General features: G+C 69.9%; 26 protein-coding genes. 11 read left to right on the top strand and 15 right to left on the bottom strand.

The genetic code is table 11. The annotated features are described in order from the left end of the window. Positions 1 to 555 carry a peroxiredoxin gene (locus POF73_RS40120; protein ID WP_272124337.1) on the bottom strand — a complete coding sequence of 185 codons (555 nt, stop codon included), beginning with the start codon at positions 553 to 555 and terminating at the stop codon, positions 1 to 3. Between the two features lie 153 nt (positions 556 to 708). On the opposite strand from POF73_RS40120, the gene POF73_RS40115 reads away from it, so the two are divergent. From POF73_RS40115 to POF73_RS40100, 4 genes are all read left to right on the top strand, one after another. Next, entirely contained in the window at positions 709 to 1656 is a 948-nt protein-coding gene (locus POF73_RS40115) for a LysR substrate-binding domain-containing protein (RefSeq protein WP_272124336.1), read from the top strand. Positions 1657 to 1810: 154 nt separating this feature from the next. After that, positions 1811 to 2656, top strand: a complete 846-nt coding sequence (locus tag POF73_RS40110; protein WP_272124335.1) for a MarR family transcriptional regulator — start codon at positions 1811 to 1813, stop codon at positions 2654 to 2656. A gap of 79 nt (positions 2657 to 2735) precedes the next feature. Further along, on the top strand, positions 2736 to 3122 hold the full coding sequence (locus POF73_RS40105; protein ID WP_272124334.1) for a roadblock/LC7 domain-containing protein: 387 nt from the start codon (positions 2736 to 2738) through the stop codon (positions 3120 to 3122). Between the two features lie 4 nt (positions 3123 to 3126). Further along, positions 3127 to 3555, top strand: coding sequence for a hypothetical protein (locus POF73_RS40100; RefSeq protein WP_272124333.1), 429 nt, complete (start codon positions 3127 to 3129; stop codon positions 3553 to 3555). Between the two features lie 80 nt (positions 3556 to 3635). Here the strand turns inward: POF73_RS40100 and POF73_RS40095 are convergent, their stop codons facing one another. The 5 genes from POF73_RS40095 to POF73_RS40075 form a co-directional block, all read right to left on the bottom strand. After that, positions 3636 to 5972: an ABC transporter permease gene (locus POF73_RS40095; RefSeq protein ID WP_272124332.1), complete on the bottom strand. Its 2337-nt coding sequence runs from the start codon at positions 5970 to 5972 to the stop codon at positions 3636 to 3638. Then, the gene (locus POF73_RS40090; RefSeq protein ID WP_272124331.1) at positions 5969 to 6658 is read right to left on the bottom strand and encodes an ABC transporter ATP-binding protein; all 690 of its coding nucleotides are present in this window, start codon (positions 6656 to 6658) and stop codon (positions 5969 to 5971) included. The genes POF73_RS40095 and POF73_RS40090 overlap by 4 nt, the downstream gene beginning before the upstream one ends. Continuing rightward, complete coding sequence (locus POF73_RS40085; RefSeq protein ID WP_272124330.1) at positions 6655 to 7179, bottom strand: PadR family transcriptional regulator; 525 nt, start codon at positions 7177 to 7179, stop codon at positions 6655 to 6657. The genes POF73_RS40090 and POF73_RS40085 overlap by 4 nt, the downstream gene beginning before the upstream one ends. Before the next feature lie 116 nt (positions 7180 to 7295). Next, entirely contained in the window at positions 7296 to 7541 is a 246-nt protein-coding gene (locus POF73_RS40080) for a hypothetical protein (protein WP_272124329.1), read from the bottom strand. Next, positions 7538 to 8494 (bottom strand): SPFH domain-containing protein, encoded by a 957-nt coding sequence (locus tag POF73_RS40075; protein ID WP_272124328.1) that lies wholly within the window; start codon positions 8492 to 8494, stop codon positions 7538 to 7540. Before POF73_RS40075 ends, POF73_RS40080 begins: the two co-directional genes overlap by 4 nt. A 248-nt stretch (positions 8495 to 8742) precedes the next feature. Between POF73_RS40075 and POF73_RS40070 the strand changes: the two genes are divergently transcribed. After that, the gene (locus POF73_RS40070; RefSeq protein ID WP_272124327.1) at positions 8743 to 11157 is read left to right on the top strand and encodes a transglycosylase domain-containing protein; all 2415 of its coding nucleotides are present in this window, start codon (positions 8743 to 8745) and stop codon (positions 11155 to 11157) included. 85 nt (positions 11158 to 11242) lie between these two features. Here POF73_RS40070 and POF73_RS40065 read toward each other — a convergent pair whose 3' ends face one another. From POF73_RS40065 to POF73_RS40055, 3 genes are all read right to left on the bottom strand, one after another. Further along, positions 11243 to 13384 (bottom strand): ATP-binding SpoIIE family protein phosphatase, encoded by a 2142-nt coding sequence (locus POF73_RS40065; RefSeq protein WP_272124326.1) that lies wholly within the window; start codon positions 13382 to 13384, stop codon positions 11243 to 11245. Positions 13385 to 13661: 277 nt separating this feature from the next. Further along, complete coding sequence (gene fomD / locus POF73_RS40060) at positions 13662 to 14357, bottom strand: cytidylyl-2-hydroxypropylphosphonate hydrolase (RefSeq protein WP_272124325.1); 696 nt, start codon at positions 14355 to 14357, stop codon at positions 13662 to 13664. Between the two features lie 72 nt (positions 14358 to 14429). Further along, positions 14430 to 15815: a class II fumarate hydratase gene (locus POF73_RS40055; RefSeq protein ID WP_272124324.1), complete on the bottom strand. Its 1386-nt coding sequence runs from the start codon at positions 15813 to 15815 to the stop codon at positions 14430 to 14432. Positions 15816 to 15964: 149 nt separating this feature from the next. Between POF73_RS40055 and POF73_RS40050 the strand changes: the two genes are divergently transcribed. Further along, the gene (locus tag POF73_RS40050; protein WP_272124323.1) at positions 15965 to 16459 is read left to right on the top strand and encodes an allene oxide cyclase barrel-like domain-containing protein; all 495 of its coding nucleotides are present in this window, start codon (positions 15965 to 15967) and stop codon (positions 16457 to 16459) included. A gap of 12 nt (positions 16460 to 16471) precedes the next feature. On the opposite strand, the gene POF73_RS40045 is transcribed toward POF73_RS40050, so the two are convergent. Then, the gene (locus POF73_RS40045) at positions 16472 to 18139 is read right to left on the bottom strand and encodes a fumarate hydratase (RefSeq protein ID WP_272124322.1); all 1668 of its coding nucleotides are present in this window, start codon (positions 18137 to 18139) and stop codon (positions 16472 to 16474) included. Between the two features lie 163 nt (positions 18140 to 18302). Here POF73_RS40045 and POF73_RS40040 point away from each other — a divergent pair, with 163 nt between their 5' ends. Then, positions 18303 to 18986 carry a DUF1707 SHOCT-like domain-containing protein gene (locus POF73_RS40040; RefSeq protein ID WP_272124321.1) on the top strand — a complete coding sequence of 228 codons (684 nt, stop codon included), beginning with the start codon at positions 18303 to 18305 and terminating at the stop codon, positions 18984 to 18986. Positions 18987 to 19160: 174 nt separating this feature from the next. Further along, a complete protein-coding gene (locus POF73_RS40035; RefSeq protein WP_128433454.1) occupies positions 19161 to 19538 on the top strand; it encodes a WhiB family transcriptional regulator in 378 nt (125 codons plus the stop codon). Between the two features lie 78 nt (positions 19539 to 19616). Here the strand turns inward: POF73_RS40035 and glpX are convergent, their stop codons facing one another. Next, complete coding sequence (gene glpX / locus POF73_RS40030) at positions 19617 to 20654, bottom strand: class II fructose-bisphosphatase (protein ID WP_272124320.1); 1038 nt, start codon at positions 20652 to 20654, stop codon at positions 19617 to 19619. A gap of 127 nt (positions 20655 to 20781) precedes the next feature. Between glpX and POF73_RS40025 the strand changes: the two genes are divergently transcribed. Then, positions 20782 to 21303 carry a DUF4245 domain-containing protein gene (locus POF73_RS40025; protein WP_272124319.1) on the top strand — a complete coding sequence of 174 codons (522 nt, stop codon included), beginning with the start codon at positions 20782 to 20784 and terminating at the stop codon, positions 21301 to 21303. A 92-nt stretch (positions 21304 to 21395) separates the two neighbouring features. On the opposite strand, the gene POF73_RS40020 is transcribed toward POF73_RS40025, so the two are convergent. The 3 genes from POF73_RS40020 to xseA all read right to left on the bottom strand — a co-directional run bounded on the left by POF73_RS40020 (position 21396) and on the right by xseA (position 23627). Beyond that, a complete protein-coding gene (locus tag POF73_RS40020) occupies positions 21396 to 21986 on the bottom strand; it encodes a malonic semialdehyde reductase (RefSeq protein WP_272124318.1) in 591 nt (196 codons plus the stop codon). 159 nt (positions 21987 to 22145) lie between these two features. Further along, positions 22146 to 22397 (bottom strand): exodeoxyribonuclease VII small subunit, encoded by a 252-nt coding sequence (locus tag POF73_RS40015; RefSeq protein WP_272124317.1) that lies wholly within the window; start codon positions 22395 to 22397, stop codon positions 22146 to 22148. Between the two features lie 9 nt (positions 22398 to 22406). Beyond that, a complete protein-coding gene (gene xseA / locus POF73_RS40010; RefSeq protein WP_272124316.1) occupies positions 22407 to 23627 on the bottom strand; it encodes an exodeoxyribonuclease VII large subunit in 1221 nt (406 codons plus the stop codon). Between the two features lie 310 nt (positions 23628 to 23937). Between xseA and POF73_RS40005 the strand changes: the two genes are divergently transcribed. Next, positions 23938 to 24954: a 4-hydroxy-3-methylbut-2-enyl diphosphate reductase gene (locus tag POF73_RS40005; protein WP_272124315.1), complete on the top strand. Its 1017-nt coding sequence runs from the start codon at positions 23938 to 23940 to the stop codon at positions 24952 to 24954. Positions 24955 to 24983: 29 nt separating this feature from the next. Further along, entirely contained in the window at positions 24984 to 25733 is a 750-nt protein-coding gene (gene ppgK, locus POF73_RS40000; protein ID WP_272124314.1) for a polyphosphate--glucose phosphotransferase, read from the top strand. Positions 25734 to 25755: 22 nt separating this feature from the next. Here the strand turns inward: ppgK and POF73_RS39995 are convergent. Beyond that, a partial coding sequence (locus POF73_RS39995; RefSeq protein WP_272124313.1) for a DUF6542 domain-containing protein occupies positions 25756 to 26228 on the bottom strand: 473 nt, incomplete at its 5' end.

Genomic DNA, 26228 nt, shown 5'->3' with positions numbered 1-26228 from the left:
TCACTCTCCCGCGAGCAGCTTGACCGGGTCCAGGGTGTCCTCGCCCTTGCTCCAGTTGCACGGGCACAGCTCGTCCGTCTGCAGGGCGTCCAGGACCCGCAGGACCTCCTTGGGGTTACGGCCGACGGAGCCGGCGGTCACCATGGAGAACTGGATCTCATTGTTCTGGTCGACGATGAACACGGCACGCTTGGCGAAGCCGTCCTCGCCCTCGATGCCGAGGTCGCGCATCAGCTCGTGCTTGGAGTCGGCCATCATCGGGAACGGCAGGTCGCGCAGGTCGTCGTGGTCCTTGCGCCAGGCGTGGTGCACGAACTCCGAGTCACCGGAGAAGCCGAGCACCTGCGCGTCACGGTCGGCGAACTCCTCGTTCAGCTTGCCGAAGGCCGCGATCTCGGTCGGGCAGACGAAGGTGAAGTCCTTCGGCCAGGCGAAGACGATCTTCCACTGACCCTCGTAGGTCTTGTGGTTGATCGTCTCGAACTCCTTGCCCTTCTCCAGCGAGACGCAGGCGGTCAGTTCGAACTCGGGGAACTTGTCACCGACAGTGAGCACACGCTCTCCTTGCAGCGAAGAGACACCCGATCGGTACAGGTGTCTCCCAATGGGTTGGACCTTACCGATCCTGGCACAGCCTGCATTGATACGGGAAATAGCTACACTCGGTCAGGTTGATCGGAGGTACCTATTGATGACCTTGGGTGAGAGATGAACGCGGGCAAGAAGCGCCGGCCCAGCCTCGCCCAGCTGCGGGCCTTCGCGGCCGTCGCCGAGCACCTCCACTTCCGGGACGCCGCCGCGGCGATCGGTATGAGCCAGCCCGCGCTCTCGGGCGCCGTGTCCGCGCTGGAGGAGACCCTCGGGGTCACGCTGCTGGAGCGTACGACCCGCAAGGTGCTGCTCTCGCCGGCCGGTGAGCGGCTGGCCGTACGGGCGAAGGCGGTGCTCGTGGAGGTCGGGGCACTGATGGAGGAGGCGGAGGCGGTCCGGGCGCCGTTCACCGGGGCGCTGCGGCTCGGGGTCATCCCGACGGTGGCGCCGTATCTGCTGCCGACGGTGCTGCGGCTGGTCCACGGCCGGTATCCGCACCTCGACCTCCAGGTCCACGAGGAGCAGACCGCCAGCCTCGTGGAGGGGCTCACCTCCGGCCGCCTGGACCTGCTGCTGCTCGCCGTGCCGCTGGGCGTGCCCGGCGTCGCCGAACTGCCGCTCTTCGACGAGGACTTCGTGCTCGTGACCCCGCTGGACCACTGGCTCGGCGGCCGGGAGGGCATCCCGCGCGAGGTCCTCAAGGAGCTCAACCTGCTGCTTCTCGACGAGGGGCACTGCCTGCGCGACCAGGCCCTCGACATCTGCCGGGAGGCCGGCCGGGCGGACGCCCCGGTCACCACCACGGCCGCCGGGCTGTCCACCCTGGTGCAGCTCGTCGCCGGGGGCCTCGGCGTCACCCTGCTGCCGCGCACCGCCGTGAAGGTCGAGGCGACCCGCAGCAACCAGCTGCTGACCGGCTACTTCGCCGACCCGGCGCCCACCCGCCGCATCGCCCTCGCCATGCGCACGGGCGCGGCACGCGGTGGAGAGTACGAGGAACTGGCGGAAGCCCTGCGCGAGGCCCTGCGTCCGTTGCCCGTAACCGTGTGCCAATCGGTCAAATGAGCGCCGAACACAGTTCTTTGCGCCGCCCGGAAACTCAACTTCCGTCAACTAGCGACAGCTGGGACATCCCCCTCCGGAATATGCGCCACGGCTGATACACATTCCCCCCACAGCGCTATGCGTCAGGCGTGTGTGCGAAACGGCGAGGGGTGTGATGTCGGGCTACGAACACCTGACACGGGCCCTGTCCGCATGCGGGCGTGACGGCTTCACCGGGGAGCTGAGGGTCAGCGGGACACCGGGCGGCACCTTCCACCTCGGCCAGGGACGGGTGGTCGCGGCCGAGTCCCCCGGGGCTCCGGGCCCCGAGGCACTGCTGCTGCGCTCCGGGCGGGTCAGCGGCGAGCAGTGGGCCGAGCTGGTACGGGAGTCCGGGGGCGCGCGCTGGCCGGCGACGGCGCTCATCGCGCGCGGGTACGCGGGGGCCGCCCAGCTCCGGGTCGTCTGCGCGATGGCGCTGCACGACGCCGCGTTCGCGATCGCCGCCGGACGGGTGGACGACTGTGAACGCGTCCCCACCGCCCAGCCGTTCGCGCACGTCCCCGTGGGGGAACCGCCGCTCAGCCTGATGCAGGGCTCGGCCCGCAGGCTCGCCGCCCTCGGTGCGCTGCCCCACCCCGTGCACCCCGACCGGGAACGGCCCGTGCCCGCACCGACCCCCGCCGAACCGGACGCCGAACTCACCGTCCTGCGGCGCGAACTGCTCGCCCACGCCGACGGCCGGCGTACGGCCCGGGACCTCGCCTTCCGGGTCGGGCGCGGTGTCTACACCGTGACGGTCGAGATCGCCCGGATGCTCGGCGACGGACTCCTGGTCTGCGTCGAGTCGCCCACGCCGATCCCGGTCCGCCCCCTCCCGGACGGCCGGGCACTGCGGCCCCGGAGAGCCGCTCCCGCCGAAATCCCGGACCGGCCACCGCACCCGCCCGCCCCGCAGAGCGCACTGCCCCGACGCAAACCCGGCAGCTTCTTCCGTCTCTGGAACGGAATTCCCAAATGAGCCGGCCGCATTGTGCCGGCCACATTGAGCCGGCCGATCAGATGTGAAGAGAAATAAAGGAAACAGGAGAGCCGAGTACATGGATCACAAAGCCCTGACCCTGGAAATGCGCGGTCTGCGCGAACAGGTCACCGGCATCACCGACACCGCGGTCGCCGCCGCCGACGGGCTGCTCATCGCCGCGGACACCGCCGACTCGATCGACCCGGAGGGCCTCGCCGCCCTCGCCGCGGCCGGCCTCGGTCTCGCGCGGCGCACCGCCGAGGCCACCTCCCGCGGCACCCTGCGGCGCACGGTGACGTACGGCAGCCACGGATGTGCCGCCTTCTACGCCGTCGGCGACACCGCCCTCATGGTCGTGCTCGGCGACGAGGGCATGGACGTGGACCACCTGCACCGGGCGACCCAGTCGGCCCTGCGGCGCATCGACCTGATCCTCACCGACAAAGCATCAGAAGGAGTTTGAAGGGATGGCGACGAAGCGTATGACCTCAGGTTTCTCGGACCAGGTGATGGGCCTGGTCAAGCACCTTCGTACCGACGCCCCCGACTGCGTGGCCTCCGGTGTGGTCGACATGGCCACCGGAATGCTGCTGTCGTACGAGACCGTGGAGAACCATCCGCCGGAGGTCCTGGACCTGCTGGCGGGTGCGACGCTCGACCTGTTCCAGGGACGTACGGTCGTGATGATCGAGGACGTCTTCAAGGAGCGCCGCGGGATCACCAGTGACGCCCACTTCTTCCAGGAGATCCTGGTCAACAGCGAGAACCTCACGCACCTGTTCGTGCGACTGAGCGAGCAGCAGGACATCGTGGCCGTCGTGGTCTGCCGCAAGTCGGTCAACGTCGGCATGCTGTTCGCCCAGGTCCGGCGGGTGATCAGGGAGTACAACCTCTGAGCGCGACGGCGGTGGGGTTCCCCGACCTCCCCCGTCGGAACCCCACCGCCGCATCACTGCGCCTGCCGTACCGCTCTGTACTACTCCGTCCGCAGCCCGTCGGGCCGCATCAGCCGCAGCAGCGGCGGCAGGCTGAGCAGCGTCACCGTGAGGACGATGCCGGCGGCGACGCCGGTCATCGACAGCACGCTCGTCCAGTCCACGAGGATCGGCGTGCTCGTCATCTTCAGCAGGACCGCGCCCAGCGTCATGCCCACCGCCGAGGCCAGCAGCAGGCCCAGGGCGATCGGGATCGCCGTCTGCCACAGCACCGACAGGCTCAGCGTGCGGCGCCGGGTGCCGAAGGCGACCAGCGACGACAGCAGCTTCTTGCGGTCGCGCAGCTGCTCCAGCTGGGAGACCAGCAGGCTCGCGCCGATCAGCGCCATGACACAGACGGCGCCGACGAACAGGCCGGTGCGGATGGTGTCGTAGCGGTTGGACGTCTCGGTGGAGTACCAGGTCATGGGGTACGACAGCGGGTCCACGGCCGCCGCCGTGTTCCGAATCCGGTCCTGCACGTCCGGCACGGAGGCGTCGAGCTTGAGATACGCCTGCCCGGTCAGCGCCGACGCATCCGCCACGGCCAGCGCCTTCGGGGTGACCAGGAAGCCGCTCCGCTCCCGCCCGCTCATGTCCTCGCGCGACCTGGCCTCCTTCATGCCGCGCGGCACGGTCCAGGTGATCTTCTGCCGCTTCACCTCGCCGTCGTACGACGGGTCGAAGTACAGGGCCCGGCCGGGCTGCTTCGCCAGCTTCTGGGTGTACTCGTCGTCTCCGGGCTTCGTCACGTAGAAGATGTCGCCGTCCCGGCACGAGGGCAGCCGGGCGGCCTCGCGCAGCGAGTCGCAGTCACCGACGGTCATCTCGGTGCTCAGCTCGGGATCCATGGGCCGATCACCCAGGTACCCCTCGCCGTACGCGTAGACCTTCTGCACGCCCTTGGTCTCCCGGAACTTGGCCACCGCCTGGTCGAGCTCCACATCGCTGGGTATCGCCACCTGCATCTGTGCCCGCTCGGTGTCGTACTTGCTGTCCTCGGTGTACTGGCTCTCCACCCCGGCGAACAGCATCTGCAGCGCGATCGCCCCGGCGACCGCCACCGCGACGCCGTTGACCATGCGGGCCGCCGTGCCGCTGCTCAACTGGAGCCTGCGAACGGCGAGTTGCCAGGCGACACCACCCGAGCCGAGCCGGGCGACGACCGCCTCGACGACCCAGGGCAGCAGGGTGGTCACACCGATCAGCAGCAGGAGCACACCGCCGATGACCAGGTACTCGTTGAAGGAGCCGTTGTCACGGCCCTGGCCGATCATCGGCCAGAGCATCGCCAGGCCGCCGAGCGGCAGCAGCAGCCGCCACCACAGCCTGCGCCGCGAGGGCTTCGCCGTACGCACCACGCCGAGCGGCTCGATCACCACGCCGCGCATCGCGAACAGCGTGACCAGCACGGCCGCCGCCGGGACCGCGAGGCCGACCAGCAGGGCCAGCACGGGGGAGGGGTTGAGGTAGCTGGGGAACACGCTGATGTCGAACACCTCGACCGTGCCCGCGATCTGACGGCCGATCAGGAAGAAGCCGGTGCCGAATCCCAGCCCGAGCACCGCGCCGGCCAGGGCCTCGCCGGCCGCGATCCGCCGGGTCATCCAGCCGTCGGAGCCGACCAGCCGCAGTGCCGCGAGCCGTCGGTCGCGCCGCTCGCCGCCGAACCGCACGGCCGCGGCGATGAAGACGGCGACCGGCATCAGCAGCACCACGAAGACGACGAGGACCAGCAGGAGCAGCACGGGGTCGGTCTGCTGCTCGCTCGGATTCGGGTCCCCGAACCTGTCGATGCGGGCCACCCGGCCGCCGTCGATGTGCGGCGCGAGGCCGTCGCCGCCCCGGAAGAAGGCGAGTTCCTGCGAGCCGATCAGCCCGCTCTCGCCGATGGTCCCGACGATCCGCTCGGGCAGCCGCTCCCGCAGCAGCTTCGCGCCGTCCGACTCCAGCAGCCGCTTCAGCGCGGGGGAGGCGACCATCTCGCCCTCCGCCGGGAACTTCTCAAGCCCCGGCGGCAGCGGCGCCCGGGGGCCCTCGGGCTCCAACGCCCGGCCCCGGATGTCCTTGTCGCGGAACTCGGTGTCGACGTTGGCCACGAGCAGGGTGGCGTCCGACTGCTTGATGACCTTGCCGCTGTAGGTGATGTCGGTGCGGGCCTCCTCCCGGTCGTGCCGGACGGACTGCATGCTCGGGAACGCGGTCGTCAGCAGCAGCAGCGCCACGCCGAGTCCGACTCCGACGGCCGTCAGCAGCGCCCGGACCCATCCCTCACGTCCGCCGGCGAAGGCGAACCGGACCCCCATGCCCAGGTCCTTGGCCCACTGCCCCACGCTCATACGGCCCGCTCCATGTCCCGGGACTTGCCGTCGCGTACGACGATCTCGCGGTCGGAGTAGGCGGCCACCCGGGCCTCGTGCGTGACGAGGACGACGGCGGCGTTGGTGGAGCGCGCGGCGTCCGTCAGCAGCTCCATCACGCGCTCGCCGTTGAGGGAGTCGAGCGCGCCGGTCGGCTCGTCGGCGAACAGCACGCGCGGGTTGGTGACCAGCGCGCGGGCGACGGCGACGCGCTGACCCTGACCGCCGGAGACCTCGCCGGGCCGCTTCTTCCGGAGGTCGTCGACCTCCAGCCGCTCCATCCAGGTCAGGGCGGCCTTCTCGGCGTCCTTGCGGGAGGTCCCGTTGAGCCGCAGCGGAAGAGCGACGTTCTCGACGCAGGTGAGCTCCGGTACGAGCTGGCCGAACTGGAAGACGAACCCGAACTCGGAGCGTCTGAGGGCACTGCGCTGGGCGTCGCCCATGGTGGCAAGCTCATGCCCGTTGTACGTGATGGACCCGGAGTCGGGCGGCACGATGCCGGCGAGGCAGTGCAGCAGCGTCGACTTGCCGGAGCCGGACGGACCCATTACGGCGACGACCTCGCCGGGGTGGATGGAGAACTCGGCGCCGTCGAGGGCGATGGTCGGACCGTAGACCTTGCGCAGCTGTTCGGCCGCGAGCAGGGAACCCGGAGGGGGTGTCACTTGGCCACCACCTCGGCCAGCTTGTCGAGACGCGCGGCGGTGAGTTCCAGCCAGCGCAGGTCGGCCTCCAGATGGAACAGGGCGTGGTCGCAGATCAGCTGATCGGCGAGGTCCCCCTTGCGCTTGCGGTCGGTGAGGATCCGCATCATCCGCAGATGCTCGGCACGCTGGGTGTCGAGGATGTCGGCCGCGTCGCGCCGGGTGAGCAGGGCCAGGACGACCTTGGTGTACAGGGTCGACTGGAGATACGGCTCGGGCTTCTCGGGCGTCGCGAGCCATCGCTGTACGTCGGTGATGCCGGCGTCGGTGATCGCGTACCGCTTGCGCTCGGGCCCGCCGCCGGGCTCGATCCCGTCGACCTCGACGAGCCCGTTCTTCAACAGGCGGGACATCGTCGAGTAGACCTGGCCGTAGTGCAGCGGCCGGTCGTGACCGAACGTCTCGTCGAAGGCCCGCTTGAGGTCGTAACCGTGGCGGGGGCCCGACTCCAGGAGCCCTAGAAGGGTGTGACCGATGGACATGTCAAGGACTCTACATGTGGTGTATACGCCACCTGTATACGCAGAGTGTGTAGACCGCGCCAGGGGGTGCGATTGCCGGATATCGGCCCAGGTGGGGGCCGACTGTCACGGTTCTGCTACTGGGACTCGGGCGGATCCACCGGAGGGCGCCCGCGGCGCGGAATCGGCTTGGCCTCACCCGGCAGCCGCCCCGCCTCCGCGAGGGCACGTCGCAGCAGGAACTCGATCTGCGCGTTGGCGGACCGCAGTTCGTCCCCGGCCCACCGCGCGAGCGCCTCGTACACGGACGGGTCGAGCCGCAGCAGCACCTGCTTGCGCTGCGGCCGACCCTGCGGGGCCGAACCCCCGGACGGAACCGTCACTGGTAGAGCGTCCCGGTGTTGAGGACCGGCTGCGGGGACCTGTCGCCGCACAGCACCACCATCAGGTTCGACACCATCGCCGCCTTCCGTTCCTCGTCCAGCTCCACGATGTCCTGCTCGGAGATCCGCGCGAGCGCCGCCTCGACCATGCCGACCGCTCCGTCGACGATCTGCCGCCGGGCCGCGACGACCGCACCGGCCTGCTGCCGCTGGAGCATCGCGGAGGCGATCTCGGGAGCGTACGCGAGATGCGTGAAGCGCGACTCGATGATCTGTACGCCGGCCGCCTCCACGCGCGCGTGCAGTTCGACGGCGAGCTTCTCGGTGATCTCCTCGGCGTTGCCGCGCAGCGAGAGGCCGCCCTCGTCATGGGCGTCGTAGGGGTACTCGATGGCGATGTGCCGCACGGCCGCCTCGGTCTGGGTGGAGACGAACTCCAGGAAGTCGTCCACCTCGAAGCTGGCCTGCGCGGTGTCCTCGACCTTCCACACGACGACCGCGGCGAGCTCGATCGGGTTGCCGTAGGCGTCGTTGACCTTGAGGACGGCGGTCTCGTGGTTGCGGACCCGGGTCGAGATCTTCGTGCGGGAGGTGAAGGGGTTCACCCAGCGCAGCCCGTCCTGCCGGATCGTCCCCCGGTACCGCCCGAAGAGCTGCACGACCCGCGCCTCGCCCGGCGCGACCATGTTCAGCCCGGACATCGCGAGGAGTGAGCTGAGGGCGACGAGCGCGCCCGGAATGATCAGCGAGGCCTTGACGCCGGCCGCGGCGGCCGCGGCGGTCCCGCCCGCGATCAGCCCGGCCGCGGCCAGCAGCCCGCCCAGTCCGAGCAGCAGCGCGAGCGCGCCGCCGATGCTGTGCGCAGTGAACTCGCGCACACGCGGGGCGGGCATGTCGGGTACGTCGGCGGTGGCGGATGTGCCGTCGTTCTTGGCGTTCTTGTCGTTCGGCATAGGTGGTTCCCCCCGTTTCCTGCGAAGCCTCCTACGGATCCGCTGGTCGGCTTCGGCTAGCTTCTGGCTAACTAACTGCTATCACTTTACCCGCCGAGAGCAACCCTACGCATCCCTGAGCCGTCGGTTCCGTTGGGACGGGTGCTGATTGTCACGTCCGTAAAAGACCGGATCGACCAGTCTTTGTCACAACTTCCGGTGTTAGCTTTCGGAGCTGACCAGAGAGCGAAGCGGAGCGGAACGGACCCATGGGACGAGCGGAAGACAGACGAGCGCGGCAGCGCGGTGGCCGCCGCGCGGCGCCCCGGCGTTCCTCCGGGTCTCCGTCGAACCCGTCGAACAGCGGGGCAGCTGAGTCGACCACCGTCATCGGCACGCCGTCGGAGGCCGTCGGCGGCCGGGCCGCGGCCCGCCGGGCGGCCAAGGCCGGGAGCAGGGGCCGCGGCAAGGGCGATGACGGCAAGGGCCGAATACGCCGGCTCTTCACCTGGAAGAAGATCCTCGGCACGTTCCTCGGCGTGTGCCTGCTCGGCATCGGCTCCTTCATCGCGCTGTATCTGTACGTGGACATCCCGAAGGACAACGCCGCCGCCCAGGCGGCCCAGCTGCAGAGCAACATCTACAAGTTCAGCGACGGCGCGGTCCTGGCCCGAGACGGCGAGGTCAACCGCGAGATCGTGGACCTGTCCAAGGTGCCGAAGCCGGTCCAGGACACCTTTGTCGCGGCGGAGAACAAGAGCTTCTACCACGACAACGGCATCGACCTGAAGGGCACGACCCGCGGTCTGCTCAACACGCTGATGGGCAAGGGCGCGCAGGGCGGTTCGACGATCACCCAGCAGTACGTCAAGAACTACTACCTCAGCCAGGAACAGACGGTCAGCCGCAAGCTCAGGGAGATGGTCATCTCCCTGAAGGTCGACCGTGAGATGTCCAAGGACGAGATCCTCGCCGGCTACATCAACACCAGCTACTTCGGCCGCAACGCCTACGGCATCCAGGCCGCCGCCCAGGCCTACTACCGCGTCGACGCCAGCAAGCTCAAGGTCGAACAGGGCGCGTATCTCGCCGCGTTGCTGCAGGCGCCGAGCCAGTACGACTGGCAGGCGGCGTCCGACACCGGCAAGAAGCTGGTCACGGCCCGCTGGAACTACGTCCTGGACAACATGGTCGAGGAGGGCTGGCTGGACAAGTCCGAGCGTCAGGGCATGACGTTCCCGGAGCCGAGGGAGCCCAAGCCCACCGCCGGCCAGGAGGGCCAGAAGGGCTACCTGATCGCCCTCGCCAACCGTCAGCTGGAGGACCAGCTGATGAAGCAGGACGGCATCACGCGTTCCCAGGCGGAGCGACAGGTCGAGGGGCAGGGCTGGACCATCACCCTGAACATCGACAAGAAGAAGCAGGCCGCACTGGAGAAGGCCGTCAAGGCAAAGCTGACCAGCAAGCTGGACCCGAAGAAGCGCAAGGTCGACCGAAACGTCCAGGCCGGTGCCGTCTCCGTCGACCCCAAGACCGGGAAGATCGTCGCCCTGTACGGCGGCGTGGACTACTTCAAGCACTACTACAGCAACGCGACCCGCGCGGACTATCAGCCCGCCTCCACGTTCAAGCCCGTGATCCTGGCCGCCGCCCTGGACGAGAACGCCGAGACCCAGGACGGCAAGCCGATCACCGCGAACACGCTCTACGACGGCACCAGCAAGCGGCCGGCCGTGGACAAAGGCACCAAGGTCGGGTTCGCCCCCGAGAACGAGGACGACACGAACTACGGCGACATCACCGTCCAGCGGGCGATGAACGCCTCGGTCAACTCGGTCTTCGCCCAGATGGGCATCGACGTCGGCATGCCGAACGTCATGGATATGGCGGCCAAGCTCGGCATGGACACCTCCAAGGAGCAGGCCGTACCCGCCCAGACCCTGGGCTCCATGGGCGCGAGCCCGCTGCAGATGGCCGGGGTCTACGCCACCCTCGACAACCACGGCAAGAAGGTCACCCCGAGCATCATCAAGAAGGCCGAGCACAACAGCCGTGTGATCGAGATGCCGAACGCGGTCGGCGAGCAGGTCATCAGCGAAAAGACCGCGGACACGGTGACCTCGGTGCTGACGGGCGTGGTCGACGACGGTACGGCCCGCAGGTCCGTGCGCGACAATCCTGAGCGCGACGGCCAGGAGGTCGCCGGCAAGACGGGTACGTCCGACGACAACAAGTCGGCCTGGTTCACCGGTTACACGCCCGACCTGGTCACCTCGGTGGGTCTGTTCGGTGAGGACGCGAAGACCGGTGAGCAGACCAAGATGTACGGAGCGGGTGGCCACGACCGCGTCAACGGCGGTGACTTCCCGGCGGAGATCTGGGCGGCGTACATGTTCGGCGTGACGAAGACGGACGCCGAGTTCGACCTCGACACCGACCAGGGCGCGGCGGTCCTGCCGACCTGGACGCCGACTCCGAGTCAGAAGCCGACGACCCAGGAGCCCACGGAGGAACCGACGACCCAGAAGCCGACGGAGACGCCGACGACCGAGGAGCCGACGGAGACACCGACGACCCAGGAGCCGACGGAGGAACCGACGACTCAGGTGCCGACGGTGGAACCCACGGACAAACCGACGGACGACATCACCCTGGACCCGGCCAAACCCGGCGACGACCAGTAGACGCGACGAGGGCGCCCGGCAGCACGCCGGGCGCCCTTTTTCCGTACACCGCCAGGCACCCTGTCGTCGCAGCGCGCCCGCCGGGTCATCCCCGGTTCAACTCGAACCAGACGACCTTGCCGGTGCTCAACCGCGTCGCCCCCCACCGCCGGGCCAGCCGGTTCACGAGGTACAGGCCGCGGCCGCCCTCGTCCGTGGCCCGGGCCTGGCGCAGGCGGGGCAGTTGCGGTACGTCGTCGCCGACCTCGCAGCGCAGTACGTCGGTGCGCAGCAGCCGTAGGGTCACCGGCCGCGAGGCGTAGCGCACCGCGTTCGTGACGACCTCACTGACCAGCAGCTCGACCGAGTCGGTGAGCTCCTCCAGGCCCCAGCGGGCCAGGGCGCGGCGGGCCAGTCGGCGGGCACGGCCGGGTGCCGCGTCCTCGGGCTCCAGGAACCAGTACGCCACGTCGCTGGGTGCGATCCCGTCGAAGCGGGCGGCGAGGAGCGCGATGTCGTCGTCCCGGTCGCCCGGCCCGAGCATGTCGAGCACCTCGTCGCACAGGGCCTCCAGCGGCGGCGGGTGGTCCGGGCCCGTGAGCTGCGCGGTCGCGGCGAGCTTCTCGCGGAGCTGCTCTATGCCGGTCCACACGTCGCGCAGCCGGGACTCGACCAGGCCGTCGGTGTAGAGGAGCAGGGTGGCTCCGGCCGGCGCGTCCAGCTCTACGGCCTCGAAGTCGACGCCGCCGACGCCGATCGGGGCGCCTGCGGGGACCCGTAGCACTTCCGCGCGGCCGCCCAGGTGGAGCAGGACGGGCGGCGGATGACCGGCGTTGGCGATGGTGATGCGGTGCGACACCGGGTCGTAGACGGCGTAGAGGCAGGTCGCCATGCGGTCGGTGCCGAGCCGCTGGGCCTGTTCGTCGAGGTGGTGCAGGACCTCCTGCGGGGGCAGGTCGAGCCCGGCGAGGGTCTGGGCCGTCGTCCGCAGCTGGCCCATGATCGCGGCCGAGGTCATGGAGTGGCCCATGACGTCGCCGACGACCAGGGCGACCCGGCTGCCGGGCAGCGGGATCGCGTCGTACCAGTCGCCGCCCACCCGGGCCGTCTCGGCCGCTGGGAGGTAGCGGGAGGCCAGCCGCACGCCGGTCGGGCGGGGGAGGGTCTCCGGCAGCATGGTGCGCTGCAGCTCGTCGGCGATGTACGCCTCACGGCCGTACAGCACGGCCTTGTCGATGCCCAGCGCGCTGTGCGTGGCCAGCTGGGCGGCGACGAGGAGGTCGTCGGGCTCGAAGGCGATGCGATCCGGGCGGCGCAGGAAGACCGCGGCGCCGATGACACGGCGCCGGCCGCGCAGCGGGGCAAGGATCGCGCGCTGGCCGTCCGGGATGATCAACTCGCCGTCGTCGCCGAGGAGTTCGGGCAGGGCCGCACGGGCGGCCGGCGCGTCGGCGAAGACCGGACGTACGCCGCGCAGCACCTCGGCGAGCGCGCCGCCGGGCCGTACCTCGCACAGCTCCGAGGTGAGGGCGGACAGCTCGGACAGCTCGGTCGGCTCCGATGGGGCCTGCGCGGGCAGGAAGCCGCCGCCCTCGGTGTCGCGCTCCTCCGGAATGCGGTCGGTGCGGCGCAGCCGCAGCACGACGGGACCGGTGGGCCGCTCGTCGCCGACCGGCAGCGGGTCGCGCAGATAGACGAGGATCGCGTCGGAGAAGGTCGGCACGGTCGCCCGGCACAGCCCCATCACGATCTCGTCCAGGTCTATGCCGCGGGCGATCCGCCGGGTGGCGGCGCCCACAAAGCGCAGCCGGTCGCCGTCCCGCCGCATGGGCGTGGGCCTGCCGGGCTGCACGCCCTGTCCGGTGCGCCGCTCGGCCGGGCCCGCCGGCTGCTCGGCGCCGGGCTGCGGCGGGATGCCCTCCGGAACGGGCCGCGGCCGGTGTGTGTCGGGCTCGGCGGCGACGGAGGGCTGTGAGTGCTCGGGGCCGTTGCCGACGATGTCTGGGGGCTCCTTGCTCGGGCCGGACGGCGTGGTGGTGCCCGGCGTGGAAGGGGTCTCTCCGGCGCGTGCCTGCGCGGGTAAGGCGGTGCCCCCGCGGGTGTCGCCGCCTGGGGTGGGCGGCGGCGTGGAGTGCGTCGTCGACGGTGTCGAGGTACGCACAAGCGCCCCGCGGGGCTCCGCGGGGTCGACGCCCGTCTCGGGGCGTTCGAAGGAGGTCGGCTGCTCCGTCACGCCTTTCGAATCCATCCGTCCGGGGCTGCGCGCCACGCGTGCAGTTCGTCCCGCCGAAACTCCGATACCCGGAATACGTGCCCCAGGAACGGAATTCCCGCGTGGCCGGAGGCAGTTCCTGTGCCGCCGGCCGGCCGTCTGGCCGTACCGGCATCGCCCTGGTAACCCTCGCTCACGTCCTGCCGCCCCTCGGTGACGATCGGTCAAGCCCGGCGCACACTCCGGTAGTTGCTCATGCGCGCCCTTGCGGAGGACGATCCTACGTTTGTTGCCCTGGGGCGCATCAAGGGTCTCACGACGACAGCTGCGCGGGTGTGCGATCCCAGCCCTCCGGCAAAGAAGGTACAGCCCAGGAGGGATCCGGGCGCCAGTGCGGCCAGTCGTCCGAGAACGGCGGCCCCCAGGCGCGGATCACGTCCACCGCGTCACGCCCCGCCTCCCGTACCCGTGCGGCGAGCCGTTCGTCGATCAGCCCGTCCCGCTGGGCCTGCGCGAACTCGTCCTCGTCCCGCCAGTGCCAACTGCGGTCCGGGTGCACGGAGATGTCCAGGAAGTGGTCCTCGGAGTCCACCCCGCCAGCCCAACGGGCCAGCGGCTCCTCCAGGTTCACGTACCAGTTCTTGAACTGCCATCCGGGCTCCCAGAACAACCACACCGACCACGGCTCACCGGGCCGCGCGAGCTTCAGCACCCCGGTCCCGAACCAGTGGTCGCGCTGGACGGAGCGCGGCTTGGTGTACCGCGTCTCAAGGGGCTCCAGGTGCACGGACGTTCCGTCGGCGAGCACCGGCTTCACGCACTGCGTCCCCGGCGCCAGCCATACGGCGAGGATCTCGTCGTCGTCCTGGACCACGGTGACGGGACGCGCGATGTGGAAGCGAGGGCCCGCGTTCTCCCGGTACCGCCACAGGATCTGCGTCCCGGGCGCCCAGAAGCCCGTCGATCCGCCCGCTTCCACGTCCCTCGTCACCGCTCCACCGTCTGCCATGGACAGATATTAGGTGCCACAGGCATACGACGCTGCGGCGCCGGTCACGGTTCACGGAGCCGTGATCATCGGTTACGGCCGCGTCATCCGCAGGACGTCCAGGGCCTCGTCCAGTTGCTGCAGGGTGAGGTCGCCGCGCTCCACGTACCCGTTCTCCAGGACGACTTGGCGGATGGTCCTGCGCTCCGCGAGCGCCTTCTTGGCGACCTTGGCGGCCTCCTCGTACCCGATGTACTTGTTGAGCGGCGTGACCACGGAGGGTGACGACTCGGCGTATTCGAGGGCCCGTTCGCGGTGGGCGACGATGCCGTCGACGGTCCGGTCGGCGAGCAGCCGGGAGGCGTTGGCGAGCAGCCGGACCGACTCCAGGACGTTCTTGGCGATGACCGGGAGCATCACATTGAGCTCGAAGTTGCCGGCCGCCCCGGCGGTGGCCACGGTGGCGTCGTTGCCGACGACCTGCGCGGCGACCATGAGGACGGCCTCCGGGATGACAGGGTTGACCTTCCCCGGCATGATCGAGGACCCCGGCTGGAGGTCGGGGAGGCTGATCTCGGCGAGCCCGGTGCGCGGCCCGGACGACATCCACCGCAGGTCATTGGCGATCTTGGTCAGCCCTACGGCGATCGTCCTGAGCTGCCCGCTGGTCTCGACGATGCCATCCCGGGCGCCCTGCGCCTCGAAGTGGTCGCGGGCCTCGGTGAGCGGCAGCCCGGTGGCGCGGGCCACCTCCTCGATGACGGCGGCGGAGAACCCGGGAGGCGTGTTGATGCCGGTGCCCACCGCCGTGCCGCCGAGGGGGAGTTCGGCGAGACGGGGGAGGGAGGCGTGCAGCCGCTCGACGCCGTACCGGATCTGGGCGGCGTACCCGCCGAACTCCTGGCCCAGCGTCACCGGCGTGGCGTCCATGAGATGCGTACGCCCCGACTTCACGACGTCGGCGAACTCGGCGGCCTTGCGCTCCAGGGAGGCGGCGAGGTGCTCAAGCGCCGGGACGAGGTCACGGGTGACGGCGGCGGTGGCGGCGATGTGGATGGAGGAGGGGAAGACGTCGTTGGACGACTGGGACGCGTTCACGTGGTCGTTGGGATGGACGTCCCGCCCGAGCCGCTCGGTCGCGAGGGTCGCGATGACCTCGTTGGTGTTCATGTTGGACGAGGTGCCGGACCCGGTCTGGAACACGTCGATCGGGAAGTGCTCGTCCCACCGGCCCTCGGCGACCTCCTGGGAGGCTTCCTGGACCGCCTCGGCGATGTCCTTGTCGAGCACCCCGAGCCGCGCGTTCACCTTCGCCGCGGCGCCCTTGATCCGGGCGAGCGCCTCGATGTGGGCGCGCTCGATGCGCTGGCCGGAGATCGGGAAGTTCTCGACGGCACGCTGGGTCTGGGCCCGCCACTTGGCGTCCGCGGGGACTCGGACCTCGCCCATGGAGTCGTGCTCGATGCGGTAGTCGCTCATACCGCGTATAGCGATCGGGGCGGGGCGGATGTTCCGGCGTCCGCCGCCTCTTTCACCGCTGCCCCCAGGAGGCGGACCTGCAGTGACCGTCGGAGAATGAATGAGGGAGGGAAGAGGGGAGAGATCCACTACCCCACAGGAGGCAGCACATGCTTCCCCACCTCAGGACCTTCGGCGTGCTCGGCGCCTGCCTGACCGCGGCCGTCGCCCTCGGCGCCCCGCTCCCCGCGTCCGCCGCCCCCACCCAGGACGACGAGACGTTCACGCTCTACGCCAGGGAAGTCGTGGACCCGAACGGCGAGAGCGAGAGCGAGCCGCAGGAACCCGACATCGGAGACAGCTTCGCCTTCGCCGACGACCTGTATCGCGCCAAGGGCGGCGAGACGGTCGGCAGGGACGGCGTGACCTGCACCGTGGTACGCCTCGGCAACCCCGGCGACCTGCTGTGCGTGGGCACCTTCGTGTTGCCGGGCGGCCACATCTCCGGTCAGGCGTTGCTGCCGCTCCAGGAGTCGGAGCAGCAGCCCACCTTCGACATCGCGATCACCGGCGGCACCGGCGACTACGAGGCGGCACGCGGTTCCATCCACTCGACCGACGACGGGGACTACCAGAAGCTGGAGTTCCGAGTGCAGACGGCCTGAGTACCGAAGGCCCTACGCCAGCCCGGGCCCCCGCACCGGAATCGACGTGAACGTCGGCGCCGGCGCCGGGTCCTGGAAGAAGTCGTTGCCCTTGTCGTCGACCACGATGAAGGCCGGGAAGTCCTCGACCTCGATCTTCCAGACGGCCTCCATGCCGAGCTCCTCGTACTCGACGACCTCGACCTTCTTGATGCAGTCCTGGGCGAGACGGGCGGCCGGCCCGCCGATGGAGCCCAGGTAGAACCCGCCGTGGGTGTCGCACGCGTCCGTGACCTGCTTGCTGCGGTTGCCCTTCGCCAGCATCACCTTGGAGCCGCCGGCCGCCTGGAACTGCTCGACGTAGGAGTCCATACGGCCGGCCGTCGTCGGACCGAAGGAACCGGACGCGTAGCCCTCGGGCGTCTTCGCCGGGCCCGCGTAGTACACCGGGTGGTCCTTCAGGTACTGCGGCATCTCCTCACCCGCGTCAAGGCGTTCCTTGATCTTGGCGTGCGCGATGTCACGGGCCACGACCAGCGGGCCGGAGAGCGAAAGCCGGGTCTTGACCGGGTACTTGGTCAGCTCGGCGAGGATGGTGTCCATCGGCTGGTTGAGGTCGATCTTGACGACGTTGGACGCCTCGTCCAGATGCTCGTCGGTCGTCTCCGGCAGGAACCGCGCGGGGTCCGTCTCCAGCTGCTCCAGGAAGACGCCCTCGGCGGTGATCTTCGCGACGGCCTGCCGGTCGGCGGAGCAGGACACGGCGATGGCGACCGGGCAGGACGCCCCGTGCCGCGGGAGCCGCACCACGCGCACGTCGTGGCAGAAGTACTTGCCGCCGAACTGCGCCCCGATCCCGATCTTCTGCGTCAGCTCGAAGACCTTCTCCTCAAGCTCCTTGTCCCGGAAGCCGTGCCCGAGCGGCGAGCCCTCGGCCGGGATCTCGTCCAGGTAGTGGGCGGAGGCGTACTTCGCGGTCTTCAGGGCGTACTCCGCGCTCGTACCGCCGACCACGATCGCCAGGTGGTACGGCGGACAGGCGGCCGTACCCAGCGAGCGGATCTTCTCCTCCAGGAACTTCATCATGGAGGCCTCGTTCAGGACGGCCTTCGTCTCCTGGTAGAGGAAGGACTTGTTGGCCGAGCCGCCGCCCTTCGCCATGAAGAGGAACTTGTAGGCGCCGCCGTCGGTGGCGTACAGCTCGATCTGCGCCGGCAGGTTGGAGCCGGTGTTCTTCTCGTCCCACATGGTGAGCGGGGCCATCTGCGAGTAGCGCAGGTTGAGGTTCAGGTACGCGTCGTAGATGCCGCGCGACAGGGCTGCCTCGTCGCCGCCCTCCGTCAGCACGTTCTGCCCGCGCTTGCCCATCACGATCGCCGTACCGGTGTCCTGGCACATCGGCAGGACACCCGCCGCCGCGATGTTCGCGTTCTTCAGCAGGTCCAGCGCCACGAACTTGTCGTTGCTCGACGCCTCGGGGTCGTCGATGATGCGGCGCAGCTGGGCGAGGTGGGCCGGGCGGAGGTAGTGCTGGATGTCGTGGATGGCCTCCTCGGCGAGCTTGCGCAGCGCCTCGGGCTCCACCTTGAGGAACGTCCGCCCGTCGGCCTCGAAGGTGGAGACACCCTCGGCGGTCACCAGCCGGTACGGGGTGGTGTCCTCTCCCATGGGGAGCAGATCGGTGTACGCGAACTCAGGCATCTCAGCCCATTCCTCACTCGGCAGACGGCAGCCGCCTCCATTGGCGGCCTCATCAGCGTAGAACCTGTTCAACGCCGGAAGCTTGTGAGGTAAGGCTCAGTTCGTCGTCCACAGGTCATCTCCGGGGGTATCGCGATCTATCGTGTTTGGGTACGCTGCTGCCGTGGACCTTCAGAAGCAGACCGCACCCGCTGCCGCCGCCGAGCTTCGCGCCTCCGACGCCGATCGCGACCGGATCACCGACATCCTGCGCGACGCCCTGGCCGAGGGCCGCCTCACCGCCGACGAGCACGCCGAGCGCGTCGAGGGCGTGCTGGCGGCCAAGACGGTCGGCGAACTGGACGTGTTCATACGGGACCTGCCCGCCGCCCACCAGCCCCGCGCACCCCGCTCCCCGGCCTACGGCCGTCCGGCCCCCGGCGCCCTCCCGGCCGACCCCGACGACAACGTGGTCGCGGTCTTCAGCAGTGCGGTCCGCAAGGGCCGCTGGCGCGCGGGCCGCCGTATCCACGCGTACGCGATCTTCGGCAGCGTGGAGATAGACCTCAGTGAGGCGCTCTTCGAGTATCAGCAGGTCGTGATCCGCGCGATATCGGTCTTCGGCAGCGTCGACGTCCGCGTCCCGGAGAACGTCTCGCTGCGCGCCGCGGGCGGCGGCGTGCTCGGCAGCTTCGAGGTGGACACGCTCGACGCCGAGGACCCGCAGGCGCCGGTCGTCCATGTCGACGGCTGGGCGGTGCTCGGCAGCATCGACGGCCGGCCGAAGCGGGGGAAACTCGTCGCCGACATTCTCGATCGCGTGGAACGCAAGCTGGACAGGAGTTTGCGCAAGCATTTCGACCGTTGACGGTTGTGAATCGAACCGTTTCCCACGCCCCTCCGAGGCCCCCCGGGCACCCCGCAGCGGCGCTCAGGACCCCCCTAAATCCAGCGGTTCGAAACTGACTGCATAGGCGCGCGTACAGCGGGTAGACCTTGCTGCATCGTCTCTCGCTCGCGAAGCCGTCGTCAGGAGTAGACCGTGCTGCAACCGCCGCATTCGTCCCTGCAGGTAGCTGCCGTTCCGGCCCAGCGGGTGCCAGTGCGAGACAGGGATCAAGACGCCCCATGGCATACGGAGGCCGTGTGCCGCCGCGACGAGGCCGGCCTGTTCTTCGCCCCCTCGAAGGAGCCCACCGCGGCCCGGCTCTCCCGTGAGGAGGCCGCCAAGCGGGTCTGCGCCCGCTGCCCGGTCATGGTCGAGTGCCGCGAACACGCTCTCCTCCAGCCCGAGCCGTACGGCGTCTGGGGCGGCCTCACCGCCGCCGAGCGCCGGGTGGTCCTGGCCAGGCGCCGCCGCCGCGAGATGGAACTGAAGAAGGCGGCGAGGGCGACGAACCGGATAGCGCAGGCGGGCTGAGAAGCAAAGAAATTGGGCGCCCCCTCCGCACCGGGGGCGCCCAACGTCTTATGAGCCGCGCAGCAGCGTGGCGCTAATTCACTTCGCCCTGTCGAAGTCAATCGCGCTGTAGGCCCGCAGCTTCCTGAGGCGGTGCTCGGAATCAATCCGCCGCACCGTGCCCGACTTCGACCGCATCACAATCGAGTCGGTGGTCGCGGTTTCCGACCGATACCGCACACCGCGCAGCAACTCACCGTCCGTGATGCCGGTGGCGACGAAGAACACGTTGTCCCCGGCGACCAGGTCATCGGTCATCAGCACGCGGTCCAGGTCGTGCCCGGCGTCGATCGCCCGCTGCCGCTCCTCGTCGTCCTTCGGCCACAGCTTGCCCTGGATGGTCCCGCCGAGGCACTTCACGGCACACGCCGAGATGATCCCCTCCGGCGTACCGCCGATACCCAGCAGCATGTCGACGCCGGTGCCCTCGCGCAGGGCGTAGATCGACCCCGCGACGTCACCGTCGGAGATCAGCTTGATCCGCGCGCCGGCGTCCCGGATCTCCTCGATGATGCCCTCGTGCCGGGGCCGGTCGAGGATGACGACGGTGACGTCCTCCGGCGTCGACCGCTTCGCCTTCGCGACCCGTCGGATGTTCACCGCCACGGGCGCGTTGATGTCGACGAAGTCGGCGGCCTCGGGGCCGGTGACCAGCTTGTCCATGTAGAAGACGGCGGACGGGTCGAACATCGACCCCCGGTCCGCGGCGGCGAGGACCGCGATCGCGTTCGGCATGCCCTTCGCGGTCAGCGTGGTTCCGTCGATCGGGTCGACGGCGATGTCGCACTCCGGTCCGGTTCCGTCGCCGACCTGCTCCCCGTTGAAGAGCATCGGTGCCTCGTCCTTCTCGCCCTCACCGATGACGACGACGCCGTTCATCGACACGGTGGAGACGAGGGTCCGCATGGCGCGCACCGCGGCGCCGTCGGCGCCGTTCTTGTCGCCGCGCCCGACCCAGCGGCCCGCGGCCATCGCCGCGGCTTCGGTCACACGGACCAGTTCCAGGGCCAGGTTGCGGTCGGGGGCTTCGCTGGGTACTTCGAGCTCGGACGGCAGATGATGATGATTCTCGGTCATCGAGGCGCACCTTTCTGATACGACGACGGCCGGATGAGGGTTCGACCCTGACTCTATCCTCGGGCGGACAGAATGAGCAGGGGGCCCCACGGATGAGCAGACCGGGGCACCTGCGACGATAGGGGGCGTGGCAGGTTCGAACGGCAAGCAGAAGTCGGTCCGGAACATGGTGCTCTCCCTGGGAGTGACCGTGCTCGCGGCGGGAGTCATCTATCTCTTCGTTCCCCGTGAGGGCGGCACCCCCGACCTCCCGCGGGTCGACTACCGCGTCGAACTGCTGACGGCCCGCCGGGCGGCGTCCTACCCGGTGGCCGCGCCCCAGGGCCTGCCCGACACCTGGAAGCCGACCTCCGTACGCTTCCGGGGCGACAAGGCCGACGCCTGGCATCTCGGTTTCCACACCCCCGACGGGCAGTACGTGCAGATCGAGCAGTCCACTCAGAAGCCGTCGGAGTTCATCGAAGAGGCCAGCCAGGGCGGCCAGGAGACCAAGGGCACCCAGAAGATCGGCGACCGGACGTGGACGCGGTACACCGGCGGCCGCTACGACGCGCTCGTCCACCAGGAGAACGGCGCGACGACCGTGGTGGCGGGCACGGGCTCGTTCGAGCAGCTGAAGCAGATGGCGGCGGCGCTGAAGACGGCGTGAGCGATCGGTCGTGAGCCGATCGGCTGTGACTCGACAGGTATGACGAAGGCCCCCGGCACCAGTGCCGGGGGCCTTCGTCATGGGCGGTCGGTTCAGACCGTGGTGACGACCTGGTCGAACTCCAGGCGCGGGGAGCGCGGGTACCAGGCGTCCGGGCCCGGCTTGCCGATGTTGACGACCATCAGCGGGGTGTGGTCGTCGTCCAGGAACTCCTTGCGGACACCCTCGAAGTCGAAGCCGGTCATCGGGCCGGCGGCCAGGCCGGCGGCGCGGACGCCGACGATGAAGTACCCGGCCTGCAGGGCGGCGTTCATGGCGGCGGCGTTCTCACGGGCCGCGCGCTCGCTGAAGAAGAGGTCCTTGGCCTGCGGGAACGCCGGGAACAGGGTCGGCAGCTCCTCGTGGAACTCGTTGTCCGCGGAGAGGATCGCGACCAGCGGGGCGGCGGCGGTCTTGGCCTGGTTGCCCTCGGCCATGTGCTGCACCAGGCGCTCGCGGGCCTCGGCGGAGCGGACCAGGGTGATGCGCAGCGGGGTCTGGTTGAAGGCGGTGGGGCCGTACTTGACCAGGTCGTAGATCGCCTGGACCTGCTCCTCGGTCACCGGCTCGTCGGTGAAGGCGTTCGCGGTGCGGGCCTCGCGGAACAGCAGGTCCTGGGCGGCGGGGTCAAGGGCGAGAGACATGCGTGAACCTTCTCGGGGTGTGCGGCGTGCGGGTAAGCGGACCGGGGACCGGTTTCGTCTTCGACGGTACGCGACACAAGTTCAAGGTTCAACAAAAAGCCGGACGTGGTGATCCGCTTCACAGCCACGCCATACTTAACGGCACCCCGACGCGGTGTTCTATGGCTCGCCCGCGCCGTCTTCCTGCTCGACCCCTGCCTCGGCCTCGGCCTCCTCGGCGAGTGCGGCGTCCAGGCGTGCCCGTGCCCCCTCCAGCCAGCGTCGGCACACCTTGGCCAGCTCCTCGCCCCGCTCCCACAGCGCGAGGGACTCCTCCAGCGTCGTACCGCCCGCCTCCAGCCGCCGTACGACCTCGATCAGCTCGTCCCGGGCCTGCTCGTAGCCCAGTGCCTCTTCCACCTTGCTGGTCATTCGCCCACCCTATGCATCGGCTCGTGCGTCGACTCGTACGGAGAACTCACCCTCGGCGACCCGCGCCCGCAGCGCCTCGTCCGCGGTCACCTCGCCCGGGTCACGGACCACGTGCCCGTCGGCCTTCTGCAGCACCGCGTACCCCCGCTTCAGGGTCGCGGCGGGGGAGAGGGCCACCACGCGTGCGTGCGTATGCGTCAGCTCGGAGTCGGCGCGGTCGAGGTGGTGGCCGAGGCAGCGGCGGCCGCGGTCGAGGAGGGACGCCACATGATCGGCACGCTCGTCGATCATGCGGTGCGGGTCCTCTATCGAGGGCCGCGCGAGGGCGTGCGCGAGCCCGCGCTCCTCCCGCTCGATGAACGCCTCGACACAGCGCCGGGCCCGGTCGCGCAGCAGCCGTACGCGTTCGTACTCCTCGCCCACGTCCGGTACGACCTTCTTGGCGGCGTCGGTGGGGGTGGAGGCGCGCAGGTCGGCGACGTAGTCCAGGAGTGGGGTGTCGGGCTCGTGCCCGATGGCGGAGACCACCGGGGTGCGGCAGGACGCCACGGCTCGCACCAGCTGCTCGTCGGAGAAGGGCAGCAGGTCCTCGACGCTGCCGCCGCCGCGGGCGACGATGATCACGTCCACGGCGTCGATCGCGTCGAGCTCCTTCACCGCCTGGACGACCTGCGGTACGGCGTGCACGCCCTGGACGGGGACGTTGCGTACCTCGAAGCGGACCGCGGGCCAGCGGTGCCGGGCGTTCTCCAGGACGTCCCGCTCGGCGGCGGAGGCCCGGCCGCAGACGAGGCCGATGAGCTGGGGCAGGAAGGGCAGCGGCTTCTTGCGCTCCGGGGCGAACAGCCCCTCGGCGGTGAGTGCCTTCTTCAGCATCTCCAGGCGGGCGAGGAGCTCGCCGACGCCGACCGGCCTTATCTCGGTCGCCCGCAGGGAGAGCTGACCGCGGGGGGCGTACCACTCGGGTTTGGCGAGTACGACGACGCGGGCGCCCTCGCTCACCACGTCGGCGACGGCGTCGAAGACCTGGCGGTAGGCCGTCACGCTCACGGAGATGTCGTACGACGGGTCGCGCAGGGTGAGGAACACGACGCCGGCGCCGGGGCGTCTCGACAGCTGGGTGATCTGGCCCTCGACCCACACCGCTCCGAGGCGGTCGATCCAGCCGCCGATGAGGCGTGACACCTCGCCGACGGGCAGGGGGGATTCGGGGGACGTGTTCACAGCCATGCGCCGAGCGTAACGGGCGGCACCGACAGGGGCGGGCGAGTGGCGGAGGTCGCGGCGCGTGGGTGACGGGCAGTGGAGGGCGAGGAGTTGAACGAGGAGTTGAACGAGGAGTTGACCGAGCAGTGGAAGCCGCGGCTCCGGCCCGCCTCAGGTCCTTCGTCCGGCGTACTTCCGCGGCGCCCCGCCCGGTCGTCACGGCCCTTCCTCCGCCTCGCCCGTCCTCTGTACCCCCTCCCCTCACACCCCGTCGTCAATCCCGGCACCAAGCCGTCACCTGCGCGATCTTCGGCGCACCCGGCGCACCCTTACGATGGGGTGCATGACTGCTTCGCCTGGCCGCCGTGTCCTCCTCGCCGCCCCCCGTGGCTACTGCGCGGGTGTGGACCGCGCCGTGATCGCCGTCGAGAAAGCCCTGGAGCAGTACGGCGCTCCGGTGTACGTCCGGCACGAGATCGTCCACAACAAGTACGTCGTGCAGACCCTGGAGAAGAAGGGCGCCGTCTTCGTCGAGCGGACGGAGGAGGTGCCGCCGGGCAACATCGTGATGTTCTCGGCGCACGGCGTGGCCCCCGTCGTCCACGAAGAGGCCGCGCGCGGCAAGCTCGCCACCATCGACGCGACCTGCCCGCTGGTCACCAAGGTCCACAAGGAAGCCGTCCGCTTCGCCAATGAGGACTACGACATCCTCCTGATCGGGCACGAAGGCCACGAAGAGGTCATCGGCACGTCCGGCGAGGCCCCCGACCACATCCAGCTCGTCGACGGACCCGAGGATGTCGCCAAGGTCGAGGTCCGCGACCCCTCGAAGATCGTCTGGCTCTCCCAGACCACCCTCTCCGTCGACGAGACCATGGAGACCGTCGACGCGCTGAAGGAGAAGTTCCCGCAGCTGATCTCCCCGCCCAGTGACGACATCTGCTACGCCACGCAGAACCGTCAGCTCGCGGTGAAGCAGATGGGCGCCGAGGCCGAGCTGGTCATCGTGGTCGGCTCCCGCAACTCCTCCAACTCCAAGCGGCTGGTCGAGGTCGCCAAGCTGGCCGGCTCCCGCGAGGCCTACCTCGTGGACTTCGCCAGCGAGATCGACGAGGCCTGGCTGGAGGGCGTGACCACGGTGGGCGTCACCTCCGGTGCCTCCGTCCCCGAGGTGCTGGTCGAGGAGGTTCTGGAGTGGCTGGCCGAGCGCGGCTACGGCGACGTGGAGCTCGTCAAGGCCGCCGAGGAGTCCATCACTTTCTCGCTGCCCAAGGAACTGCGCCGTGACCTGCGTGAGGAGGCGGCGGCGCTGATCGCCGAGCGCACGGGGGCCGGTGACTCCGGGGAGTGACCGTCAGTCCTGCGTCGTAACGTAGAGCCATGCAGATCTTCGGCTTGGACATCGGTGGATCCGGGATCAAGGGCGCTCCGGTGGACCTGGACAGGGGCGACCTCGCGGAGGAGCGCTTCAAGGTGCTCACTCCGCACCCGGCCACACCCGACGGCGTGGCCGACGGGGTGAAGCAGGTCGTCGAGCACTACGGGTGGACGGGGCCGGTCGGGCTCACGTTCCCCGGCGTGGTCACCGACGGCTCCACGATCCGGACGGCGGCGAACGTCGACAAGAGCTGGATCGACACCGACGCGCGCGCGTTGTTCAGCGAACGCCTCGGCGGCCACCCGGTGACGGTGGTCAACGACGCGGACGCGGCCGGCGTCGCCGAGATGCACTTCGGCGCGGGCCGCGACCGCCGGGGCACGGTGATCCTGCTCACCTTCGGCACGGGCATCGGCAGCGCGCTGTTCGTCGACGGGACCCTCGTCCCCAACACCGAGCTGGGCCACCTCGAACTCCACGGCCACGACGCCGAGAAGCGAGCCTCCAGCAAGGCCAAGGAGGACGAGGAGCTGACCTGGGAGCACTGGGCCCACCGCGTCCGCAAGTACCTCGCCCATGTCGAGATGCTGTTCTCCCCGGAGCTGTTCATCATCGGCGGCGGGGTGAGCCGGAAGTCCCACAAGTTCCTGCACTACATCGAGGGCATCAAGGCGGAGATCGTCCCGGCCCAGCTGCAGAACAACGCGGGGATCGTGGGGGCGGCGATGCGGGCGGCGGAGAAGGCCGACTAGCGGGACGGTCGGCCGACGACGGTCACTGCGGCCGACGGCGGGCTGCTGCTCTGCGTGCCAGCAGGGCGGCCTTGCGTACGGTCACGATGAGGCCGGCGATCAGCGTCCCTCCGTACAGCCACCCGGCCTGCGTGGCGAGGGCGGTGAACAGTCCCATCAAGTGATCGCCGAGTCCCCCGCCGGTGTCGGCCGCCGGGATCAGCCCCACCGTGAACGCGATCGGCAGGACCACCGGCGCGGTCATCAGGTCGCCCTTGCGCACCCAGACCGCGGTCAGCACGCACACCGGCAGGAACAGCACGCTGTACGCCGTGAGCGACGACCCGAACAGCAGCGCGTCGACGTAGCCGAGCACGAGCATCACGGCGGCGCCGAACAGGCCGCTGCCCAGTCCGGTGAGCCGGGGGTTGGGGAACCGGCCTACCGGCTGCGGCGGTGGGGGCGGCCCCGGGCGTCGTACCGCCTCCGCCGCCGGGGCCGTACCCGGACGGCTGT

It is taken from the genome of Streptomyces sp. HD, from assembly GCF_028369295.1.
In the GTDB taxonomy this organism is placed as follows: Bacteria; Actinomycetota; Actinomycetes; order Streptomycetales; family Streptomycetaceae; genus Streptomyces.
This window is presented reverse-complemented; position numbering and strand designations above follow the sequence as displayed.

Excerpts from the sequence above, each read along its gene's own strand:
- POF73_RS40115 (WP_272124336.1), top strand. The coding sequence starts at position 709 with ATGAACGCGGGCAAGAAGCGCCGGCCCAGCCTCGCCCAGCTGCGGGCC.
- POF73_RS40110 (WP_272124335.1), top strand. The coding sequence starts at position 1,811 with ATGTCGGGCTACGAACACCTGACACGGGCCCTGTCCGCATGCGGGCGT.
- POF73_RS40105 (WP_272124334.1), top strand. The coding sequence starts at position 2,736 with ATGGATCACAAAGCCCTGACCCTGGAAATGCGCGGTCTGCGCGAACAG.
- POF73_RS40100 (WP_272124333.1), top strand. The coding sequence starts at position 3,127 with ATGGCGACGAAGCGTATGACCTCAGGTTTCTCGGACCAGGTGATGGGC.
- POF73_RS40095 (WP_272124332.1), bottom strand. The coding sequence starts at position 5,972 with ATGAGCGTGGGGCAGTGGGCCAAGGACCTGGGCATGGGGGTCCGGTTC.
- POF73_RS40085 (WP_272124330.1), bottom strand. The coding sequence starts at position 7,179 with ATGTCCATCGGTCACACCCTTCTAGGGCTCCTGGAGTCGGGCCCCCGC.
- POF73_RS40075 (WP_272124328.1), bottom strand. The coding sequence starts at position 8,494 with ATGCCGAACGACAAGAACGCCAAGAACGACGGCACATCCGCCACCGCC.
- POF73_RS40070 (WP_272124327.1), top strand. The coding sequence starts at position 8,743 with ATGGGACGAGCGGAAGACAGACGAGCGCGGCAGCGCGGTGGCCGCCGC.
- POF73_RS40065 (WP_272124326.1), bottom strand. The coding sequence starts at position 13,384 with ATGGATTCGAAAGGCGTGACGGAGCAGCCGACCTCCTTCGAACGCCCC.
- fomD (WP_272124325.1), bottom strand. The coding sequence starts at position 14,357 with ATGGCAGACGGTGGAGCGGTGACGAGGGACGTGGAAGCGGGCGGATCG.
- POF73_RS40055 (WP_272124324.1), bottom strand. The coding sequence starts at position 15,815 with ATGAGCGACTACCGCATCGAGCACGACTCCATGGGCGAGGTCCGAGTC.
- POF73_RS40050 (WP_272124323.1), top strand. The coding sequence starts at position 15,965 with ATGCTTCCCCACCTCAGGACCTTCGGCGTGCTCGGCGCCTGCCTGACC.
- POF73_RS40045 (WP_272124322.1), bottom strand. The coding sequence starts at position 18,139 with ATGCCTGAGTTCGCGTACACCGATCTGCTCCCCATGGGAGAGGACACC.
- glpX (WP_272124320.1), bottom strand. The coding sequence starts at position 20,654 with ATGACCGAGAATCATCATCATCTGCCGTCCGAGCTCGAAGTACCCAGC.
- POF73_RS40020 (WP_272124318.1), bottom strand. The coding sequence starts at position 21,986 with ATGTCTCTCGCCCTTGACCCCGCCGCCCAGGACCTGCTGTTCCGCGAG.
- POF73_RS40015 (WP_272124317.1), bottom strand. The coding sequence starts at position 22,397 with ATGACCAGCAAGGTGGAAGAGGCACTGGGCTACGAGCAGGCCCGGGAC.
- xseA (WP_272124316.1), bottom strand. The coding sequence starts at position 23,627 with ATGGCTGTGAACACGTCCCCCGAATCCCCCCTGCCCGTCGGCGAGGTG.
- POF73_RS40005 (WP_272124315.1), top strand. The coding sequence starts at position 23,938 with ATGGGGTGCATGACTGCTTCGCCTGGCCGCCGTGTCCTCCTCGCCGCC.
- ppgK (WP_272124314.1), top strand. The coding sequence starts at position 24,984 with ATGCAGATCTTCGGCTTGGACATCGGTGGATCCGGGATCAAGGGCGCT.